Here is a 21,456-nt window from a genome sequence, read left to right as displayed (position 1 = left end):
GCGCCGTTTCGATCCCTCGTAAGATTGCAACGCGCGCGCTCCTTCATGGAGGGCGCGCGTCTGCGTTCGGGGCGCGGCGGCACGCTGTTGATTGCCCGGCGTCCCCGGACGGCGAACGGCAGCCAGCTTGACCGCGCGCCAATTTTATATAGAATGCCAATTCTAATTAAGAATGGTGGCATGCGCGGTGCACGTAGTGTTCTCGGCGCGGCACACAGCGCGGCCGTTTCACACGGCGCGCAGGGAGGATGAACGATGGCGATCGAGCGGTACGTGCGCCTTCATTCCTGTCGGAATGAAACGGTTGCGGGTGAGATGAACCCTGCAACTGGCCTTCGCCTATCCACGCCCCGTTCGAATATGCCGTCCTCGACATGCGCGAAATGGAAGCGGTCTACCCCCAACTTCGGTGAGACGGCGGCGATCGTCGCACGCAGCGATGGCGGCGTCGGCGACCGGGAGCCTGCGATGAATTCCGGCGTGCAATTGCGCGCCTTACTTTCCGTTCGTGCCCACGGCCACGGACACCAAACAACACGTAATGGGAGCCTTAGCGCGACATGGTTGATCTGAAACTCGAAGATGCCGCGGCGCTTACCGCCGGCGGTTCGATGTGGGCGAGCGTTGCCGTCCCCTATGCGGAGATCGTGTCCTTCGCGATGAGCGATGGCCCGATGGGCATCGCCAGCGGCAAGGTCGACGAGCGTGATATTGCCCGGCTCAGCCCGTGCGCGACCTTGCTGGGCGCGAGCTGGGACCGTGATCTTGTCCGCCGTATCGGCGTGCTGGTCGGGCAGGAAGCGGTCGAGCGCGCGGTCGATGCCGTGCTCGCCCCCAATATCAACCTCGCGCGAAGCCCGCTTGCCGGGCGGGCGTTCGAATATTTCTCCGAGGATCCGCTGTTGACCGGCATTCTCGGCGGTTGCTGGATCGCGGGCTTGCAGTCCACCGGCACCGCATCCGTTGCCAAGCATCTGGTCTGCAACGACAGCGAGACCGCGCGCGACACCGTCGATATTCAGGTCGATGAACGCACCTTGCGCGAAATCTACCTCCTGCCGTTCGAATATGCCGCCGATGCGGGCTGTTTCGGGATGCTTGCCGCCTATAACCGGGTGAACGGCGATTATTGCGCGGAACAGTATCACGTCATGACCGAGATCGTGAAGGGCGACTGGGATTATCGCGGCGCGATCATGTCGGACTGGTTCGGCACGCATTCGACCGCGCCGACGCTCAATGCCGGTCTCGATCTGGAGATGCCGGGGCCGTTCCGCTTTCTCGGTCCGAAGGCGGCGGAGGCCGTGGCCGCAGGCGACGTGCCGCAATCGCGCGTCGACGATGCCGCCGCGCGTGTTGCCGGCCTCGCGAAAAATGCGACGGGGGCAAAATCCCGCCCCTATACCGATGCCGAGGCGCGTAGCCTTCTCGCCGAGGCGGCGGCGGCGGGTTTCGTCCTGCTCAGGAACGAGGGGGATATTCTCCCGCTCGACCCCGCGAAAGCCGGGACCGTCGCGATCATCGGCCCGAATGCGGCCCGCCCCTGTTTCCAGGGCGGCACCTTTGCCAAGATTTCGGTCCGGCCCGATCTTCCCACGCCCGAGCAGACGGTCCGTGCGCGGTATGAAAAGGACGCTACCGTCCTGTTCGCCCCCGGTGTCGATCCGGCGCCGCGCCTGCCGTTCATGTCGGTCAGCCCGGCGCAGGATCTCGGCGATGGCTGCACGGCCGGCATGACGCTCGAATATTTCGCGTCGCCCGATTGCAGCGGCACGCCGATGACGCGGGAAACGCGCGATACCAATTCGCTGGTCTGGTTCACCGGCATGCACGATCAGGCCGATTTCGCCAATGGCGGGTCGATCCGCGCATCGGGTATCTATCGCGCGGCGAAGGACGGGGCGCACGCGTTCCACCTCGGCGCGACGGGCAAGGCCCGCATGTTCGTCGATGGCGAGGAAATCGTCGCGACCACCGAAACGCCGCCGGGCGACACGATGGGCGTGCTGAAATCCGGGGACAGCGAGAGCACCTCGGTCACCCTGACAAAGGGACAGTCGGTCGAGATCGTCGTCGAATTCCCGTTCGAGGCCGCGCGCGTCCACGGGCTTTGGTACGGTGTCCGCGAACCGGGCAGCGTGGAGCAAATGCTGAGCGAGGCGGAGGACACCGCGGCGCGGGCCGATACCGTCTTCCTGTTCGTGGGCGAAACCTCCGACAGCTCCGTCGAGAGCAAGGATCGCAAGGATACGCTGCTGCCCGAGTTGCAGCTCCGGTTGATCGAGCGGGTGTCGGCGGCCAATCCGCGCACGGTGGTCATCGCCAATGTCGGCCATGCCTATGATGCAAGCTGGGAAGACGGGGCCGCGGCCCATCTCGCAGTATGGTATCCGGGCGAAGGGTTCGCCGATGCGATCGCCGCGGTTCTGGCCGGCGATGTCGAGCCGGGCGGTCGCATGCCCGTCTCCATCGCGCAGAACGAGGCGGATTACCCCGCGCTCGCACTCCAGCCGGATGCGGATGGCAAGCTCGCCTATGACGACGGCACGCGGGTCGGCTATCGCGGCATCATCGGCGCGGGCAAGCGGGCGCGTCATACGCTCGGCGCGGGGCAGGGCTATGCCCGCTTCGACTGGCACGATGCGCGGGCGGAGGATGGCGGGCTCTCGCTGCGTCTGTCCAACACGCACGACCGCGCGGGCAGCGAGGTGGTCCAAGTCTACAGGGATGCACCCGAAACCGCATTGGTCGGCTTTGCCAAGATCATGCTCGACCCCGGTGAGGAAGGGCGGGTGACCGTGCCGCTGACGCGCCGTGCCTTCGCATCGTGGCAGGACGATGGCTGGCGCTATCCCGAGGGCGAATGCAAGGTTCGCGTGGCGCGTCACGCAGAATACGACGGCATTTCGCTCACGCTCGACATCGGCGCATTGCCGCCGGGACTCTGACCGGAACGGACATGGGGGCGGGGCCTTGCGGCTTCGCCCCCATGGGTGTTGCGGGCCGCGACGGCGAACCGCGATACCGGGCGTAAAGGCCGCAACCATGCGGGCACGCCCCGCGCGGCAGGGGTTGCCATTGCCCCGCATTCAAAATAGAACTGTCATTACAAAAATGGGATGGGAGAGCATTTCAGTGACACGCCTCAAAATGGGCATGGTAGGTGGCGGGCCGGGCGCCTTCATCGGCCCGGTTCACCGTATCGCGGCGGAACTCGACCGCGAGATCGAGCTGGTCGCCGGCGCTTTTTCGAGCGACGCGGGCCGCAGCCGCGAGGCCGCCGAAACCTACGGCATCGACCCCGCGCGCGGCTATCCCGATCTTGAAACCATGCTTGCCGCCGAAAAGGCGCGCGACGACGGTATCGATTTCGTGTCGATCGTGACGCCCAATCACAACCATCTCCCCTCCGCCCGCGCCGCGCTGCGGGCCGGCATACCGGTCATGAGCGACAAGCCGATGACCGCCACGTTGGCAGAGGCGCGCGAACTGGCCGAGACCGTGCGCGATGCGGGGCTGCCCTATGGCCTGACCTTCACCTACACCGGCTATCCGCTGGTCCGCGAGATGCGGGAGCGGATCGCCGCCGGCGCGCTCGGCGCGCTGAGGAAGGTCGTCGTCGAATATCCGCAAGGGTGGCTGGCCGGAGAGGCGACCGGAAAGCAGGCCGAGTGGCGGGTCGATCCCGAAAAGGCGGGGGCCGGCGGGTGTATCGGCGATATTGGCGTGCATGCGTTCAACCTCGCCGAATTCGTGACGGGCCGCGCGGTCACCGAGGTTCTTCCCGATCTCGGCGCGGTGGTTCCGGGCCGGATGCTGGATGACGATTGCACCGTGCTTCTGCGCCTCGAAGGCGGGATGCGCGGCGTGCTGCTCGCCAGCCAGATCGAGGTTGGCGAGCTCAACGGCCTGCGCATCCGTGTTTACGGGGAGACGGGCGGCATGGTCTGGCATCAGGAAACGCCGAACAGCGTCCTGTTTCACAAGCTCGACGGGACGACGCAGCTGTTGCGCGCGGGCGACCCCACGCTCGGCGCCGAAGCGACGCGGCTGACGCGGATTCCCGGCGGACATCCCGAAGGCTATCTGGAATCCTTCGCCAATCTCTACCGCGATTTCGCGACCATCCTGCGCGGCGGAGAGGCCCCCTTCCTGCCGGGGCTCGAGGATGGGCTGCGGTCGATGCAATTCATCGACACCTGCGTGCGCGCCAACGGCGCGGGCGCGGGCTGGGCGAAACTCACGGACTGAAATGGACACGACATCATGAAAACGATCAAGGGACCGGCGATCTTCCTCGCGCAGTTCGCGGGCGACGAAGCGCCGTTCAATTCGCTCGACACCATTTGCGAATGGGTGGTAGGCCTCGGTTACGAAGGGGTGCAGATCCCCACGTTCGAAACCCGGTTGTTCGACCTCGACAAGGCGGCGGAAAGCAAGGATTATTGCGACGAGATCGCGGGCACGGTGAAGCAGCACGGCCTGTCGATCACCGAATTGTCGACGCATCTTCAAGGGCAGCTCGTCGCCGTGCATCCGGCCTATGATGCGGCATTCGACGGTTTTGCCGCCGAACACGTGCGCGGCAACCCCAAGGCGCGGCAGGAATGGGCCGTCGATCAGGTCAAGAAAGCCGCCGTGGTGAGCCAGCGGCTCGGGCTCGACCGGCATGCGACCTTTTCCGGCGCGCTGGCGTGGCCCTATCTCTACCCCTGGCCGCAGCGTCCCGCCGGCCTTGTCGAGGATGCGTTCGAGGAGCTGGCGCGGCGCTGGCGCCCCATTCTCGACCATTTCGACGAGAACGGTGTCGATGTCGCCTATGAAATCCATCCGGGCGAGGATCTGCACGACGGGATCACGTTTGAGATGTTCCTCGACCGGGTGGGGGGTCATTCGCGTGCGAACATCCTCTACGATCCGAGCCATTTCGTGCTGCAGCAGCTCGACTATCTCGATTTCATCGACATCTACCGCGAGCGGATCCGGTGCTTTCACGTGAAGGACGCCGAATTCAATCCGACCGGGCGGCAGGGGGTCTATGGCGGCTATCAAAGCTGGGTCGACCGGGCGGCGCGGTTCCGTTCGCTCGGCGACGGGCAGGTCGATTTCAAGGCGATCTTCTCCAAGATGGCGGAGAACGATTTCGATGGCTGGGCCGTGCTCGAATGGGAATGCGCGCTCAAACATCCGGAGCAGGGCGCGGTCGAGGGTGCGCCTTTCATTCGCGACCATATCATCCGGGTCACCGAGCATGCGTTCGACGATTTCGCCAAGGGCGGCGCGGATCGCGACCTGAACAAGCGGATCATGGGAATTGACTGATACGAACACGCGCAAGACGGGCTGGGACCGTCGCGATTTCCTCGGCGGGGCGGCATTGCTTGCGCTTGCGATCGGAGTTCCGGTGGCCGCCGTCTCATTCTCCGACCTGGATGAGAAGGACGCGCCTTCGGAGCGTCAGCGCACGATGATGACGCAGGTCAGCCAGGCCGTGCTCCCCCGCACGGACACGGCCGGCGCGGGCGATGTCGGCACCGGCGATTTCGTCATCCTGGCGCTCGCGCACGGGCTTGACGGGACGCGCGAACCGGCGGGATCGTCGGAAATGCCGTGGGCCTTTCCCGAATATCGCCGGCGCGATGGCAGCCTGCGTTATGTCAGCTGGCTCGAAAACGAGCTGGACCGCCGAGCGAACGGCGATTTCGTCCGCCGCACGCCGCGCGACCATATCCGCATCCTGACCGAACTCGATGAGGAAGCCTTTGGCGAGGGGAACGATACGCATCCCTGGCGCAAGGTTAAGGGGTTGATTCTGACCGGATATTACACATCGCAGGTCGGCGGATCGGAGGAACTGCGGTTCGAGCTCGTGCCCGGACGGTTCGATCCTTCGGTCCCGATGGGCCCCGATACGCGCGGCTGGTCGAGCGACTGGACCGCGGTGGAGTTTGGATGATGAGTGAAGCCATGCAATTCGACGCAATCGTCGTCGGTTCGGGAATTTCGGGTGGCTGGGCGGCAAAGGAGCTGACCGAGGCGGGACTGAAGGTGTTGATGCTGGAGCGCGGGCGCGACATCCCGCACCAGACCGGCTACGACACCGAGATGAAAACCCCGTGGGAAATGCCGTTTCGCGGAAGCGGCGATGCCGAAAAATGGGCGCGCGACTATCCGGTGCAGATGCTGAACCGGCATTTCACGGAATACACGGAAAACCATTTCGTGAACGACCGCGAGAATCCCTATCAAACGGGCGCGGCCACGGACTTCAACTGGTTCCGAAGCTATAACCTCGGTGGTCGTTCGCTGACCTGGGGGCGGCAGAGCTATCGCTGGTCCGATTACGATTTCGCCGCGAACAAGCGGGACGGGAATGGCACCGACTGGCCGTTGCGCTATGCCGAACTCGCCCCGTGGTACGACAAGGTGGAGGAATTCATCGGCGTGTCCGGCGCGGCGGAAGGTTTGCCGCAATTGCCCGACGGCAAGTTCCTGCCTCCGTGGGATCTGAACCCGGTGGAGCAGGCCGCGCGCGAGAGTATCCGTTCGCGCTGGCCCGACCGCGTGCTCACCGTCGGGCGGTCCGCCAACCTCACCCGGCCGATCAATGGTCGGGGACAGTGCCAGGCGCGTTCGATCTGTGCGCGCGGATGCTCCTATGGCGCGTATTTCTCCACGCAGTCGAGCACGCTGCCCGCGGCGCAGGCGACCGGCAATCTCACGCTCGTCACCGATGCGGTGGTCGAACGCGTCGATTACGATGCGGCGCAGGGCCGCGTGACCGGCGTGCGCTGGGTCGATCGCAAGGATGGCACCCGGACGAGCGCCACGGCGCGCATGGTGTTCCTCAACGCCGGGAGCTTCAACTCGGTTCACCTGATGCTCAATTCCGCGAACGAGGCGATGCCGAACGGTCTCGCCAATTCGAGCGGGGTTCTCGGCACGCACATCATGGACCATGCCAGCACGCTTTCGGCGATGGCGATCATGCCGGGGTTCGAGAATGTGACGACCTTCGGCAACCGTCCCACAGGCGTGGTGATCGCACGGTATCGCAACATGGACGACATGGACGGAGTGGGCCACACCCGCGGCTACTCGTATCAGGGCGGCGCGCTGCAATCGGGCTGGACCCGCGGCAAGCGCGTGGCCGGGGTGGGCACGGAGTATAAAGAATCGCTGCAACCGCCCGGCCCGTGGCAGGTCGTGCTGGTGGCGTTTGCGGATTGCGTGCCGCGCGCGACGAACCGGTTGACGCTCGACCCCACGCAGACCGATGCGCATGGCATTCCGCAGCTCAAGATCGACTTTGCGTTCGGTGCGGAAGAGCTTGCCGCGCTCACGCAGGCGAAAGAGGATGCAGCACAGATGCTCACCCACGCGGGCGGGCATGTGATCATGGGATTCGACCGTCCGGGTGCGGGCGGAAGCGCGATCCATGAAATGGGCGGCGCGCGCATGGGCTGGGACCCGGCGACAAGCGTGCTCAACCGTTTCAGCCAGGCGCACGATATCCCCAATCTGTTCGTGACCGACGGCGCTCAGATGAGTTCGTCCGCGTGTCAGAATCCCTCGCTGACCTACATGGCGCTGACGGCGCGTGCCGCGGACCGCGCGGTGGGACTTTTGAAGCAGGGCGTGATCTGAGACACCGGGCCGCCGGTTCGTGGGGATCGGCGGCCCTGGTTTGCGGGCGGATGCGTGAGCCTGTTCGTCTGTCAGCCGCATGAAGACATGCGTATGGATCCGGTCGGAGCGTTGATCTTCGCCGCGGGGTTCGGCGGTTTGCTCTATCCCCTGATCGAAGGGTTTGGACGGGCATGGTCGTTCCACGTCGATAGCGAGCCTGCATTGTGGACATTGGAACGGTGCGCCGGGGCGTGCTCCCGGCATTCTGTTTCGCCACGGCCAGCAATGGATGCCTGATCGCTTTTGCCGTTTCGCGACCGCAGGGGTTGGGTCGAAATGCGCTTCGTCAGAAACTTCCGCTGGGGGGAATCCTCACGCTTGGCGCGTTCACGCTTGTGGTGCAGGCGATGAAGCGCGGCCATCCTTGCCGGTCCGTTCCTGATCGCGCGGTGCTGCGTGGCGGGATCGGGATGGGGGCGCTGTCCGGACCGCTCGGTCCGATCGGGGTCGCAAAAGGTCGAGCGCGGCGACGCCGGCACGGCTAGTGCAACATTCCGAACCGCGCAGCAGATCGTCGGTGCGCTTTATATCCCCATCGTCGGTGCGGCCTGTTTCCTAATCGGGCAAAAGGGAGCGAAACTGCGATTGTCGTCGCGCGCGCATTTTACGCGACATGTCTTCTGAAATTTTCTTCCAAGATTTTTGCAAAGCGTGACCGCGCGCGGCATTGACGCCCGGCGGTTCCTTAATTAGAAATTTCATTCTAATAATATGACGAGGGGAAGAGCTTTGAAAGGCGAGGGGAAGGACCGGATCGATCCGGCGCCGCACCCCGTCCGATCATGCCCGTTCCGGCTCCCCCTCCCGTCGTATACATTGCCGCCGTATCCCCGCGATGCGGCGATAGTTTGAACCTTGGCCCCGCGGCGACCCCGTTCGCTGTGCCCCGCAGAGAGGAATTGCCCATGACCGCCCGTGTTACCGAGATCCGCTATGTCGGATACGGCACCAGCGATTTTGACGCGGAGCGCGCGTTTTACACCGACGACTGGGGTCTGGTCGAGGTGGGGGCGAGCGAGGATACCGCCTGGTTCAAGACGCATGGCCATGACGAACATCACGTGGTGCGCCTGCACAAGCGGGAGAGCAATTGCGTCGAGGTGATCGCGCTGGCGGCCGACAGCCGCGCCGATGTCGACACGCTCCACGCCAGGGTCGTGGATGCCGGGTGCAGGATCGTGCACGAACCGCGCGATCTCGATGCGCCGGGCGGCGGCTATGGCTTTCGCTTCTTCTCGCCCGACGGCCTGCCGTTCGAGATCAGCGCCGATGTCGCCCGGGCGGACAAGCGCGCGATGGAACGCTGGGAAGGCACGCCGGTCAAGATCAGCCATATCGTGCTCCACTCGCCCGATCACCAGGCGATGGTGGCGTTCTTTACCGATGTGCTCGGCTTCAGGGTGAGCGACTGGCTCGGCGATTTCATGTGCTTCCTGCGCTGCAATTCGGCGCATCACCGCATCGCGCTGCTGCCGGGGCCGCCGTGCCTCAACCATGTCGCCTATGACATGCTGACGGTCGATGACATGATGCGGGGCGCCTCGCGGCTGAAGAAGCGCGGGACCGACATCCGCTGGGGCCCGGGGCGGCATACGGCGGGCAACAACACGTTCAGCTATTTCACGACGCCCGGTGGCTTTGCGGTGGAATACACCTCCGAACTGGACGAGGTCGATTTCGAGAACCACGAGGACAAGGTCCACGAACCCGGCCCGCAGGTCATGGACCAGTGGGGCACCGGCGTCGGCGGTCCGCAGACCATGCCCAAGCCCGAAGCGGACCCCTGCCTGTTCACCCCGGCGGAGATCTGAGCCGTGGCCCTCTACTCCCCGTTCAAGAACTATATCTGGAACCTCAGCGTCGCCATCGCGATGGAAAGCGGCGGGCAGGTCGGCGAGATCGTCGACATGTGTCAGCCGATCCTCGACGCGGCGAACGAGGGCGCGGATGCCGGCACGCCCGCGTTCATGCGCGAATGGGCGAAGATGGGCGAGAAGCTGCTCGCCCTCGCGGACGAGGATGCGGCGAAGGGCCGCGCCTTTTCCGCCTCGAACAAGCTGGAGCGTGCCTCGCTCTACCTCTTCACGGCGGAGCGGATGCAGGGCCACGGCCACCCGGGCCGCACGGAGACCTTTGCGAAGGCGCGCGAGGCGTTCGACCGTTCGACCAGGCTCCGCATCAATCGCGAGCGGGTGGAGATCCCGCTCGACACCGGCACGATGCCCGCATTGTGGACCCGCGCGCCGGGCGATGGGGCCATGCCGGCGGTCGTGTTCTGCAACGGGCTCGATAGCTGCAAGGAGCTGCTCTACTGGACCCGCCTGCCCGAGGAGCTGGCGCGGCGCGGCATTTCGACCCTCTGCGTCGATCAGCCGGGCAGCGGCGAGGCGCTGCGGTTGCAGGGTCTGCCGGTCGATCCGCATAGCGAAAGCTGGGCCTCGAAGGCGGTGGACTGGCTGGAGGGCCGCGACGAGGTCGACGCCAACCGCATCGGCATGACCGGCATTTCGCTGGGCGGTCATTTCGCGCCACGCGCGGTTGCCTACGAACCGCGCTTTGCCAGCGGCGCGGTGTGGGGCGCGAACCACAACTGGCGCGAGGTGCAGGACAAGCGCATGCAGCGCGAGGGCGAGAACCCCGTGCCGCATTACTGGGCGCATGTGCACTGGGCCTTCGGCGCCGAGGACCAGGAGGATTTCCTCGAGAAATCGTCCGGGATGAACCTCAACGGCCACATGGACCGGATCACGGTGCCCTTCCTCGTGACCCACGGCGCGAACGACCGGCAGATCAGCCCGACCTATGCCGACGATCTGTACGAGCAGCTCGTCAATTCGCCGCGGCGGGAAAAGGTGATCTTCACCGAACGCGAAGGCGGGGTCGAACATGTCGGCGCCGACAACATGGCCTATGGCCGCGACCTCCTCTCCGACTGGTTTGCAGAGACGCTGGGCGGACAGGCGGGGTGATGCGCGGCGCGGCGACCCGGCGATAAGGACGCCGCATCGCCGCATCGAGGCCGGAACATCGTAACGAGGGACAGGATTCATGGAAAGCAAGGCAGTCAGGCGCGTCGTCACCGGCCATGACAAGGACGGAAACGCAATCATCCAGGAGGACGGCGCGGTGCCGCGGGTGCAGCAGGTCGGCGGCGCGATCGGCCCGATGTTCCACGAGGTGTGGAACACGCGCGCGACGCCCGCACCGATCGATGCGGCAAGCGGCGAACCGAGGAGGGCATCGTGCTCGCCCTGCCGGCGAACGGCACGCGCATCCGCGTGCTCGACATTCCGCCCGAGGGGGACGGCATCCGCAACATGACGCCCGAGGAAGCCGCCGCCCATTTTGCCGAGATCGGCGCGGGCGCTGCGTCCAATGCGGCAAAGGCCGGCGCGAAGCACGCGCTCATGCACCGCACCGAGACGATCGATTACGGCATAGTGATCGAAGGCGAACTCGTGCTCATCATGGACGAGGGCGAGACCACCGTGCGCGCCGGCGACATCATCGTGCAGCGCGGCACCAATCACGGATGGGCCAATCGCACCAACCAGAATTGCCGCATCTGCTTCGTCCTCATCGACGGCAAATTCAATGCGGAGCTGGAAGCATGAGGCTCGCGACGCTCGATAACGATACGCCCGATGGTGCCCTGGTGCTTGTCTCTGCCGACGGTGCGCGCATGGTGGAGGTCGGGGCTGGTGCGCCGAATCTCCTCGCGCTCATGGCGGACTGGACCGCGGGCCAGCCTGCGCTTGGCGACGCGGCGGCCCGGCTCGATGCAGGGGAGGGCACGGCAACGGGCACGCTGCGCGCCCCCATGCCGCGCAGCTGGCAATGGCTCGATGGTTCGGCCTTCGATCAGCATGGCAAGCTGATGCAGATCGCGTTCGGCCTCGACCCGATCGAAAGCGACCGGCCCTTGATGTATCAGGGGATGTCCGATCGTTTCTACGGCCCCAATGACGACATCCCCTTCCCGTCGGAGGACGATGGCATCGATTTCGAGGGCGAATTCGGCGTGATCGTCGATGCCGTGCCCATGGGGACGAGCGCCGCCGATGCGATGAAGCACATCCGGCTCATCGTGCAGATCAACGACTGGTCCTTGCGCACGATCGCCCCGATCGAGATGAAGACAGGCTTTGGGTGGGTACAGGCCAAGCCCGCCTGTTCCATCGCGCCGATCGCCGTCACCCCTGATGAGCTGGGCGAGGACTGGCGCGAGGGGCGGGTGTGTCTCGACCTCGACGTCGAATGGAATGGTGCGCGTTTCGGCGCGGCCAACGGGCGCGAAATGGCGTTCGGCTTCCATGAACTCGTCGCCCATGCCGCCCGCACGCGCGATCTGGTGGCCGGCACGATCATCGGATCGGGCACCGTATCGAGCCCCGATTACGCCAAGGTCGGTTCAAGCTGTATTTCAGAGCGGCGCGCCATCGAGATGATCGAAAAAGGCCTTCCCGAAACGCAGTTCATGCGCTTTGGCGACCGCGTTCGCATGGCGGCACGCCGGACAGACGGTACGCACCCCTTCGGAACGATCGAGCAGACGGTCGTCCAGCGCTGACCACCGGGAATGACGGCGCGCGTTTGCCGAACACGGCAGGCGTGCGCCTTCGTTCGCGCCGGCGCGCTTGCGGTTTTGCCTTCGCCCGCACGGATTTTCGCCTATAGCGCGTCACCGGGGCATCGCGTCCCTTGCGTATGGGGTGGAGCGGGAGACACGCATTGGCACCAAGATTTGTTCTGAACCTGACCTGTAACGATCGTGCCGGTCTTGTCGCGAAGGTTGCCGGTTTCCTCGCCGAAAAGGGGGGGAACATCACCGAGGCGCAGCATTACAACGATGCCGCGACCGGGCAATTCTTCATGCGGGTTCAATTCGATCCCGGCGCCGCGACGCTGGACACCTACCGGGACGATTTCGCGGAGCCAGCCCAATCGATGGCGGCGCGCTGGACGCTTCGCGATACGGCGGTCCGGCGCAAGGTCGTGCTGATGGTGTCGAAATTCGACCATTGCCTGGCCGATCTCCTCTATCGGCACAGGATTGGCGAACTGTCGATGGATGTGGTCGCCATCGTGTCCAACCATCCGCGCAACGCGCTGACCCTGTCGCTGATCGGCGATATTCCGTATTATCATTTCCCGATCACCGCAGAGACCAAGCCGCGGCAGGAAGCGCAGGTCAAGCAGGTGATTGCGGATACGGGCGCCGAACTGGTGGTGCTGGCGCGTTACATGCAGATCCTTTCGGACGATTTCGCGCGGTTTCTATCGGGCCGGTGCATCAATATCCATCACAGTTTCCTGCCGGGATTCAAGGGTGCGAAACCCTATCATCAGGCGCATGATCGCGGCGTGAAGATGATCGGCGCGACGGCCCATTACGTGACCGCCGATCTCGACGAAGGCCCGATCATTCACCAGGATGTCGAAGCCGTCACCCATTCCGATACGCCCGACATGCTGGTCGCCAAGGGGCGCGATGTCGAACGGCGCGTGCTCGCCCGCGCGGTCCGCGCGCATCTTGAGGATCGTGTCTTCCTCAATGGCTTCAGGACCGTGGTCTTCTAGACGCGTTGGCGGGAATGCCGTCGCGGCGGCAACGCTTAATTCAGAATAACGTAATAGCAGGCCGCGAATACAACGGCTGAAATCAGAAAGATAAAAAGTTCCGAATGCTTGCGCCGAAACCGACGCATTGCGCGTTTTCTAGAATGGTGTTTCAAGAGTGCCCCCCGACAATCGTTGAATATGGTCGACAACCTGCCCGCTTTGCATCCGTGTCGCGGAATTTCGCCAAAAGCGACATCGCGCATCATGCTCTGCTCAGGTAATGTCTTAACATCCTCAAATCGGAGGGGTGATGTCAAACGCTGTTGCAGCAGGGCGAAGTCCCTTTTTGGGACAGTGGGTGCGAAAACCGGTCGTTAACCGATATTTATGAGCGAGCGCACCGCAATATTTTCTTCGCGCAAACGGTCCCCGCCGCCAAGGTCGACGAGATCGATCGCGAAGAGCGCCTGTTCGACTCGTGCACCGGCATCGCGGAGCAGGCGCGCCGCCGCCAGCGCGGTTCCCCCGGTGGCCAGCAAATCGTCGACCAGCACTACGGGCGTGTCGGGAACGCATGCATCGTCGTGCATTTCGAGCGTATCGCTCCCGTATTCCAGCTCGTATTCGATCGACAGGCGCGTACCCGGCAGCTTGCCCGGCTTGCGAAGCATGATCATGCCCCACCCCATGCGATAGGCGAGGGCGGAGGCAAATATGAAACCGCGCGCCTCGATCCCGGCCAGCATGCACGGCTGCGTGCCGTTCAAAAGCTCCGCCATACGGTCGATCGTGGTGCGAAACGCCGCGCCGTCGAGCAGCAGCGTGCTGATGTCGCGAAAGGCGATGCCCGGTTTGGGATGGTCGGCGATTTCGCGGACGAGGGCGAGAAGATCGGCATTGTCGGTCATCGCCCGACGCTAGCCGCTCTTGCGCAATTGCTAAAGAGCGATCAAGGCGCGGCAAGCCGAAGCGCGCCCATCCCACGCACGCTGGCCAGCGCGACCGCCGGAACGGAACGGCGGACGCCCTGCTCCATTATAGAAAAGCCATGCTGCGACATTTCAATTTCCCCGCGAATCTTCGTACTTTTCCCATGGGCGCTGCCCTGATCGCTGCGGCCGCGGCCGGTTCTCCCGCGTTTGCGCAGGATATCGAGGCTCCCGATGGCGACGAACGTCCGCCCGAAGCGGTGCCGCCCGGCGCCGCGAAGGCACGGACGCCGGACCCGGATCGCGTGACCTGGTCCGTCGGGGCGACCGCGGTCGGCAAGTATATCTCGCGCGGCGTGGCATTTTCGGAGGAGCCGAGCCTGCAACCCTTCGCGTCGGCGCGGATTGCTTTGCCGGAACTGGAGGGCGGGGCGCTCACCGGGGTGACGGCCTTCGTCGGCACCTGGAACAGCATTCAGAGCGGCGGCCCCGGCCTGGGCCAGGCGAACGACGGCCCGGTGCCGGGATGGTACGAAGCGGACATCTATACCGGCGTCGCCCTCACATTCCGGGAGCGGTTTACCGTGTCGCTCGCGTGGTATCGCTATATTTCGCCGGCCGATTCCTTTACCGATTACGACGATTTCGAGATGATCCTGCGTTTCGACGACACGCAATTCTGGGAAGGGCGGGTCCCGCTCGACAATTTCACCCTCTCGCCGTCCTTGCGTATGGTGCAGGAAGAGGGGCAGCCGCTGCGCGACGACGCCCTTTACGTGCAGCCATCGCTCACGCCGAGCTTTACCGTGGGCACGGAAACGCCGGTCACGGTGTCGGTGCCGTTGATGATCGGATTGTCGGACAGTTTCTACAGGGGCGTGGATGGCGGCAATCCCGACTTCGGTTTTTTCCGCACCGGTGTAACTCTCGCGATCAGCCCGATCGAGGCGGTGCCCGCGCTGTCTTTCAATGGCGGGGTCGATGTCTGGATGCTCAATGACGATGTCGCGAACGGTCTGGACGACAATGAATTCATCGGCCGGATCGGGGCGCGCTACAGTTTTTGAGCCATCGGCGGCTGGCTATCGCCATCATCGCGCGTGTGGCCTATCCATGATCGTGACAGGGGATGGATCGGGCGGGATATGACACCAGCAGGCGCATTGCGGGCAGGGATGATCGGGCGGCGCGGCTTTGTGCAGGCGGCGTGTGCGGCGCCGTGCCTCTCGGCGCTTTCCGTCGTGGGACGTAGCAGAGGCATGCGGGTCGGTGTAAACCTCGTCGAGGATGCCGCCGCCCCCTTCGGCAGCGCGGCCGCGCTCGGCAGCTTTCGCCAGCTTGCCGAGGCGGGCGCGTCGGTGGTCGCGCTCATCCCCTTCTTCTGGCAGCCGGGGGAGAACGATCCGCAGCTCGTGCCGGGAAGCGCGCTGTCCCCCGATGGCTTGCGACGCGGAATTGCGCAGGCGCGCGAATGCGGACTCGATGTCGTGGTGAAGCCGCATGTCTGGGTGCCGGAACGGTGGGCTGGGGCGATTTCCTTCGCTCGCGAGGAAGACTGGACCGCATGGTTCGCGGCCTATGAAGATGCCTTGCGCCTCCATGCCGCGGCGGCGGCGCAGGCGGGAGCCTCGACCCTCTGCATCGGGACGGAGCTGCGCCATACGACGCGGCGGCCCGAATGGCGCGGCATCATCGAACGGCTGCGCGATGTGTTTCCGGGGCGGCTGACCTATGTGGCGCATAATGCCGCGGGGGCGGAAGCGGTCGCATTCTGGGACCGGCTCGATTTGATCGCCATGACGTCATACCCCGTTCTGGGACCGGGTTCGGATCGCGCGGCATGGCGGGGGGCGATGCGTGCGGAATTGAGTGTGCTGCGCGCGTTGGGCGAGCGTCATGCGAAACCGGCATGGCTGGGCGAGATCGGCCTGCGGTCTGTCGGTGGTGCGACGTTGCGCCCGTGGGAAAGCGCGGAGGAGCGCGCCGGAACGCCGAATCTCGCCGTGCAGCGCGACGTGCTGTCCATCTGGCTGGACGAGGCGCGTGCCTTCGGGATCGACACGGCGCTGATCTGGCGCTGGTTGAGCGATCCCGACGGGGGCGGGCAAGCCGACACCGATTTCACCATTCAGAACAAGCCGGCGGCCCGGCTGCTCCGCCACGGACGCTAGAACGCGAACCATACCCCTGTGAAGAAACCACGTTCGCGCAGGGCGTTCGTGCCGCCAATCGTGCCCATCAAACCGGCCTGGAGCGCGACCGCCGGCGACACCTGCTGCACCGCGCCCAGTTGCACGTTATAATAGCGATATTCGTCGAAAATGCCGCGGCCTGCGCCATCGCTGATCGTGTTGAAGCTTTGCGCCATGATGAGCAGGTCCGCGCTAGGCCGGTAGCCCAGTGTGACATCGCCGTGAAATTCGTTCGGCGGGTCGCCGTCGCGCAGGCGGTAGCTCGCCTGTGCATCGACGAACGCGCCATGCGCACCCGCCGCGATATTGTGAAAGCCCCGCAGGCGAAGATCATATTCGGTGCCGGTGTTGCCCACCTGCGCGAGCCGGTCGTCGCGCGTGAAGCCGGGAATGCGCACCGCCCCTTTAGCCGCGAGCCAGGCACCGTCGTCGCCAATCAACCGGTAACGCGCACCCAGATCGGTGTAGCCAAGCCCGCTGTCGTCGTCCTCGCCCTCGACCGAGATGTTGCGAAAGCTCGGCTTCACCACCAGCGTGAGGTCCGGCGTGACGCGATATTCGGCGAGCAGGAAAAGCTCCATCTTCTCGTAATCGGGGATGTCGATCGTGTCGCCGTCCGGGCCGAAGCCGCGTGTGCTGTTGGAATAGTAGAACGTGGCGATGATCTGCCCATCGCTCGGCGGGGGCGGCGCCGCGTCGACCCCGCCATCCTGCGCACAGGCAGGCAGGGCAGGGAACAGGGCGGCGCAAGCCAGCCCGATAATGCAGGTACGGGGGGTCATTGGCGCTCCACTAGCATGGTCTTGGTTTCGTGAATGATGCGATCGGCGGCCGGGCCGAGATCGCCCGGTTTCGCCCAGGCCGTCCGGATCATCAGGGCGACATGCCCCGACTGTATCGAATTGCCGTGATGGATGCGCCGCTCCGCGATCGCGCGCGCGGCCTGCTCCCCCCAATGGTCCAGCGCGCGGGGCGACGACGCTCCCGGTTCGATTCCCATGAACATGCCGGGGCCATAGGCGGTGAGCATCACGCCCACCGGCGCCGGGATCGTCCGCAGCATGCCGGCAACGTCGCGCACCATCGCCTCTGCGCTGTCCTGCCCATGCAATTCGACGAAGCCGGGAAAATCGACGATCCGCACGAGAGCGATCGCGGCGGGCCGGTCGCGCCGGCGGCAATCGGACACGACGAGATCGAACGCCCTTTCGCGCAGGAGGTCGGTGTCGGGGTCGATGAGGCTGAAACTGATCTGTCCCTGCTTGAGCGCGGCGTTCTGCAATTGCAGCTCTTCTTCGCGCAGGGCGCGCCGCTCACGCTCGCGCTGCATCCGCAAGAGCGTGCGTATGCGGGCCAGCAGACGGACATCGTTGATCGGCTTGGTCAGGAAATCGTCCGCGCCTGCCATGAACGCCTGATTCAACGTTTCGGCATCGTTCGTCGCGGTCAGCATCAGTATGGGGAGACGGCGCGTATGGCGCGACAATCGCATCCGCGCGCAGACCTCCAGCCCGTCGATATCGGGCATGCGGATGTCGAGCACGACCAGCGCGTAGGAATGGGCAAAGGCCGCCGTACCGCCATCGTCGCCGATCCCACACATGCGCAACGCATCGCGTCCGCCGCGCGCGATATCGATATGGTCAAAGCCACCTTTGGTCAGCATCGCCTTCGTGATGAGCGCGCTTTCGGGCACGTCGTCGACCACGAGGATTTTCGTCTGTTCACCTGCGCCCATTATCCTGCCTCGCCGCTTGTTTCGTAAACACGCCATCGAAGGCCATCGTAGACGAGATCGTAACCGGGATGGCCGTCGTCATAAAGATCGGGGAAAATACGGCCCACCCGGTCACTCCCGTAAACCGACCCCCGGTCGCGCACGACCAGCATGCGGGCATCCGTTCGCCCGCGCAGCGAGGCAAGCGTGAAGGGCGTGTCCTCGCTCGTCCATATTCCGTCCGGACCCCCGCGCAGGGCGATGACAGCCGGTGCCGCCTCCGCATCGAAGAGGATTTCCGACCGGCCGCGAAGCACGCGGGAAAGCGCGGCCAGTTCCGGGTCGGCGACGGGAACGGCGCGCTGTAATGCGGCGGCTTTCCACCGCTCCGTCTCCGGCGAACCATCCGCGAGGATCAGCACCCCGCCGCCGACCGCGCCTGCGAGCAGGAGCAGCAGTTCCACCCGGCGCAAACGGTTGAGCGGCCAGCGCGCGACGCAGCATGCCGCCGCCGTGACGCCGAGGCTGGCCGCGATAGCGGGGGAGGGGAACATGCCGAAAGCAAAGGCCAGGACCATCGCGCCGAGCAGCGAAAGAAAAAGCGCCATCACGGCATAGCGCAGCGGAGCCATCCCGCGCGCTGCGTAAAACATCGACACCGCCGCGGGGCATACCGCGAAAAGACCGGCCGCGGCGAGGGCAACGGCCTGCCATGGCGCGGCAATGGCGCGGCCCGACGGATCGGCACCCAGACCGGCGGCCTCCCGGCTGATTGCGTGCGCGAAGGACAGGGGATCGAACGCGAAGACCCAGTTGACGTAGAGAAACGAAAGCAGGGCGAAGATGACAGGGAAAAGCAGGATAAGATAAAGTGCCACGGGCGCCGTGCTCAACCGATCCGCCGGCATGATGAGCGCAAGGAAAGGCAGGCTCGCGAAGACGAGGATCAGCCCGTAGGGATGCGCGAATGCCATGATGCACAGCCCGACCGACACCAGCATCAGATCATTGACCCGTTCCCCCCGCCGCAGGCCGAATGCGCCCAGCGCGGTCAACCAGAAGCCCCAGTGAAGGATCACGAAGCCGATCCCTTCGCCCGCCGCGCGCAGGAATACCGGATTGAACAGCAGCGCGCCGCTCGCCGCCGCGGCCTCCCACCGGGACAGGCCGTTGATGGTGAAGGCGCGATACCACGCCAGCGCTAGCAGCGCAGAAAGGCCCGCGCTCAACAAAGAAAGCCCGGATGTCCCTGCATCGGGCAGGACATAGCCGAACATCACCGCGGCAATGTAGGGCACGGGGGGAAACGCCGTCACGATGGAGGCGAAGGACAGCGATCCCGAAAGGCCGAGCAAGGTGCGGCCATGAAGGTCGAGATCGCTCGTCGATACAAAGCCGCGCAGGTGAAACGCGAACACCGCCGCGACGAACAGGCATACAAGCAGCGACAGGACCGCGGGGAGGGCGAGACGCGACACGCTCATGCCGCCTGCTGTCCTGCGCGCGCCTTGTTCACTTCCTCGGCGGTGTGTTTCGACAGGCCATGCTCGGTCTTTTCCCAGTAGAACGGCTTGGTCACGAGCTGCCAGGCGCCCTTCCACGCGGCGATGGACATGAGCACCCAGTACCAGATGACCGTCAGGCTGAAGGGCACGAGCGAGAGCCAGTTTCGCCGGAACGGGGCAAGCATCATGATGAACACGAACAACCCATTGCCCGCCAGCAGGTTGAACAGCGAAAGATACAGCAACGCCGGAGGGAATAGCACATCGAAGGCGCCGATCTCGGTCACCAGCCAAGCCGCGAATATCGCCCAGAAAACGGGGTTCAGCAGCCCCGAGAACATCGTCCCGCCGATGAAGAATACAAAGCCCAGTATGCCCAGCGTGCCGATGGTGCGATAGAGATGCAGTAGCCGGCGCGTATGCACCAGGAACGTCTGCATATACCCCTTGATCCAGCGGGAGCGTTGCCGGATCCAGTTGGATTGCGAGACATTCGCCTCCTCGAAAGTGGTGGAGGCGGCGAGCCGGACCTCGTAACCCTTCTGCGTAAGGCGAATGCCGAGATCGGCATCCTCGGTCACGTTGAAGGGATCCCACGCCCGCAATTCGCGCAGCACATCCATGCGGAAATGGTTCGACGTGCCGCCGAGCGGGATCGGGATCTTCAGCTTTTCCAGGCCCGGCAGCATCAGATCGAACCACAAGGAATAGTCGAGCGTGAACAGCCGGGTCAGCCAGTTTTCCTCGCGGTTGAAATAGTTGAGCCGGCATTGCACGCAGGCGACGTGGGCCGGCGAACGCTGAAACGTGACGACGACTTTCTTGAGCTGGTCGGGCTCAGGCTTGTCCTCTGCATCGTAGATGACGAGATATTCGCCCCGCGCGAATTTCAGCGCGTAATTGCATGCCTTGGGCTTCGTCTGCGGCTGCGAGGGAGGGACGAGCACGATCTCGAATATGCTTTCGAGACCGAGTGCGGTCGCGGCGTCGATCGTGACCTGGTCGCCTTCCTCCAGCACGATCTTGATGTCGAGCCGGCTGGTCGGGTAATCGAGCTCGCGCAGCGCATTGGCGACGATCGGCAGCACGTCGGGTTCGCGAAACATGGGGACGAGCACGGTATAAACCGGCAGATCTTCGTCGCGCAGCATGGCGACCGCGGCGTCGAGCTGCCGCTCACTCGCATGTTGGCGCCGCCCGCCGGACCAGACAAGCACGCTCTTGAACACGAAATTGCCCAGATAGAACACCGTCATCACGAGGTTGACCGCGATCAACGTCGCCACCGGCGCGAGTGCGAGGCCTACCGCGACGGCACTTATCCCGAGCCAGGCGCACACGATCTGTGCCGGGGTGAAAACCGTCTGCGCCGACATCACGGGATCGTGTTCGGCAAGGTCATACACCGCGGCATGGCTGAAACGCTGCGAGAAGGCCTGTTGCACCGCATGCTGTATCTGCTGTTTCGAGGCGATGGCGATGCGGACATTCTCGCCCCAGCCTGCCCGCGCGTAGAGGATCACCTCGGGGCCGGGCAGGGCGGTCACGATGGTCGTGACGCCGCCGTCCTCGCGCCAGGGAATGACGAGCGCGCGCATGTAATGGGCGACTTCCCCCTCGTTCAGAAGATCGGGCGCGGGGGGATCGCGTTCGAGATCGACGAGCGCCACGCCGAACCGGTCGGCGAGCGCGGCATAATAATCATCCGCCGCGATCCAGTTCTTCGTCAGCATGACATCGACGAGGCTGGAGCCCCAGCGCGCGGCAAGCTCGCTCGCCTCATTGAGCTGGCGCGCCGTCACCAGCCCGCGCTCGGCGAGGAAGTCCCCTGTCCAGCTGTCGATGGAAAGGAAGCTCGCCAT

The 21,456-nt window shown here is 64.7% G+C and carries 17 protein-coding genes; 12 read left to right on the top strand and 5 right to left on the bottom strand.

Annotated features, from left to right (window positions below; translation table 11 throughout):
* The first annotated feature begins 560 nt into the window (after positions 1-560).
* From JD971_RS16275 to purU, 10 genes are all read left to right on the top strand, one after another.
* Positions 561-2,948, top strand: coding sequence for a glycoside hydrolase family 3 protein (locus tag JD971_RS16275; protein WP_202085015.1), 2,388 nt, complete (start codon positions 561-563; stop codon positions 2,946-2,948).
* Between the two features lie 187 nt (positions 2,949-3,135).
* On the top strand, positions 3,136-4,251 hold the full coding sequence (locus JD971_RS16270) for a Gfo/Idh/MocA family protein (protein WP_236672159.1): 1,116 nt from the start codon (positions 3,136-3,138) through the stop codon (positions 4,249-4,251).
* Positions 4,252-4,266: 15 nt separating this feature from the next.
* Positions 4,267-5,322, top strand: a complete 1,056-nt coding sequence (locus JD971_RS16265) for a sugar phosphate isomerase/epimerase (protein ID WP_202085013.1) — start codon at positions 4,267-4,269, stop codon at positions 5,320-5,322.
* Positions 5,315-5,956 carry a gluconate 2-dehydrogenase subunit 3 family protein gene (locus tag JD971_RS16260; protein WP_202085011.1) on the top strand — a complete coding sequence of 214 codons (642 nt, stop codon included), beginning with the start codon at positions 5,315-5,317 and terminating at the stop codon, positions 5,954-5,956. The genes JD971_RS16265 and JD971_RS16260 overlap by 8 nt, the downstream gene beginning before the upstream one ends.
* Positions 5,957-5,967: 11 nt before the next feature.
* On the top strand, positions 5,968-7,647 hold the full coding sequence (locus JD971_RS16255) for an FAD-dependent oxidoreductase (RefSeq protein WP_202085009.1): 1,680 nt from the start codon (positions 5,968-5,970) through the stop codon (positions 7,645-7,647).
* Positions 7,648-8,594: 947 nt separating this feature from the next.
* The gene (locus JD971_RS16250; RefSeq protein ID WP_202085007.1) at positions 8,595-9,500 is read left to right on the top strand and encodes a VOC family protein; all 906 of its coding nucleotides are present in this window, start codon (positions 8,595-8,597) and stop codon (positions 9,498-9,500) included.
* 3 nt (positions 9,501-9,503) lie between these two features.
* On the top strand, positions 9,504-10,658 hold the full coding sequence (locus JD971_RS16245) for a S9 family peptidase (RefSeq protein ID WP_202085005.1): 1,155 nt from the start codon (positions 9,504-9,506) through the stop codon (positions 10,656-10,658).
* Between the two features lie 273 nt (positions 10,659-10,931).
* Positions 10,932-11,303, top strand: coding sequence for a cupin domain-containing protein (locus JD971_RS16240; RefSeq protein ID WP_236672158.1), 372 nt, complete (start codon positions 10,932-10,934; stop codon positions 11,301-11,303).
* Positions 11,300-12,259: a fumarylacetoacetate hydrolase family protein gene (locus tag JD971_RS16235; protein ID WP_202085003.1), complete on the top strand. Its 960-nt coding sequence runs from the start codon at positions 11,300-11,302 to the stop codon at positions 12,257-12,259. The genes JD971_RS16240 and JD971_RS16235 overlap by 4 nt, the downstream gene beginning before the upstream one ends.
* A 137-nt stretch (positions 12,260-12,396) precedes the next feature.
* Positions 12,397-13,269 (top strand): formyltetrahydrofolate deformylase, encoded by an 873-nt coding sequence (purU, locus tag JD971_RS16230; protein ID WP_371809759.1) that lies wholly within the window; start codon positions 12,397-12,399, stop codon positions 13,267-13,269.
* Between the two features lie 356 nt (positions 13,270-13,625).
* Here purU and JD971_RS16225 read toward each other — a convergent pair whose 3' ends face one another.
* Positions 13,626-14,159 carry an adenine phosphoribosyltransferase gene (locus JD971_RS16225; protein WP_202084998.1) on the bottom strand — a complete coding sequence of 178 codons (534 nt, stop codon included), beginning with the start codon at positions 14,157-14,159 and terminating at the stop codon, positions 13,626-13,628.
* A gap of 185 nt (positions 14,160-14,344) precedes the next feature.
* Between JD971_RS16225 and JD971_RS16220 the strand changes: the two genes are divergently transcribed.
* Entirely contained in the window at positions 14,345-15,247 is a 903-nt protein-coding gene (locus JD971_RS16220; protein ID WP_202084996.1) for a hypothetical protein, read from the top strand.
* 192 nt (positions 15,248-15,439) lie between these two features.
* Positions 15,440-16,351 (top strand): hypothetical protein, encoded by a 912-nt coding sequence (locus JD971_RS16215; protein WP_202084994.1) that lies wholly within the window; start codon positions 15,440-15,442, stop codon positions 16,349-16,351.
* Here JD971_RS16215 and JD971_RS16210 read toward each other — a convergent pair.
* The 4 genes from JD971_RS16210 to JD971_RS16195 are packed head-to-tail and all read right to left on the bottom strand — an operon-like array spanning position 16,348 to position 21,456.
* Positions 16,348-17,154, bottom strand: coding sequence for a hypothetical protein (locus JD971_RS16210; protein WP_202084992.1), 807 nt, complete (start codon positions 17,152-17,154; stop codon positions 16,348-16,350). The genes JD971_RS16215 and JD971_RS16210 overlap by 4 nt on opposite strands.
* Positions 17,151-18,110 (bottom strand): two-component system response regulator, encoded by a 960-nt coding sequence (locus JD971_RS16205; RefSeq protein WP_202084990.1) that lies wholly within the window; start codon positions 18,108-18,110, stop codon positions 17,151-17,153. Before JD971_RS16205 ends, JD971_RS16210 begins: the two co-directional genes overlap by 4 nt.
* A complete protein-coding gene (locus JD971_RS16200) occupies positions 18,110-19,573 on the bottom strand; it encodes a hypothetical protein (protein ID WP_202084988.1) in 1,464 nt (487 codons plus the stop codon). Before JD971_RS16200 ends, JD971_RS16205 begins: the two co-directional genes overlap by 1 nt.
* A complete protein-coding gene (locus tag JD971_RS16195) occupies positions 19,570-21,456 on the bottom strand; it encodes a glycosyltransferase family 2 protein (RefSeq protein WP_202084986.1) in 1,887 nt (628 codons plus the stop codon). The genes JD971_RS16200 and JD971_RS16195 overlap by 4 nt, the downstream gene beginning before the upstream one ends.

Source organism: Croceicoccus sp. YJ47 (assembly GCF_016745095.1).
GTDB lineage: Bacteria > Pseudomonadota > Alphaproteobacteria > Sphingomonadales > Sphingomonadaceae > Croceicoccus.
The sequence above is the reverse complement of the archived record's forward strand: the minus strand, read 5'-3'. Positions and strand labels throughout refer to the sequence as shown.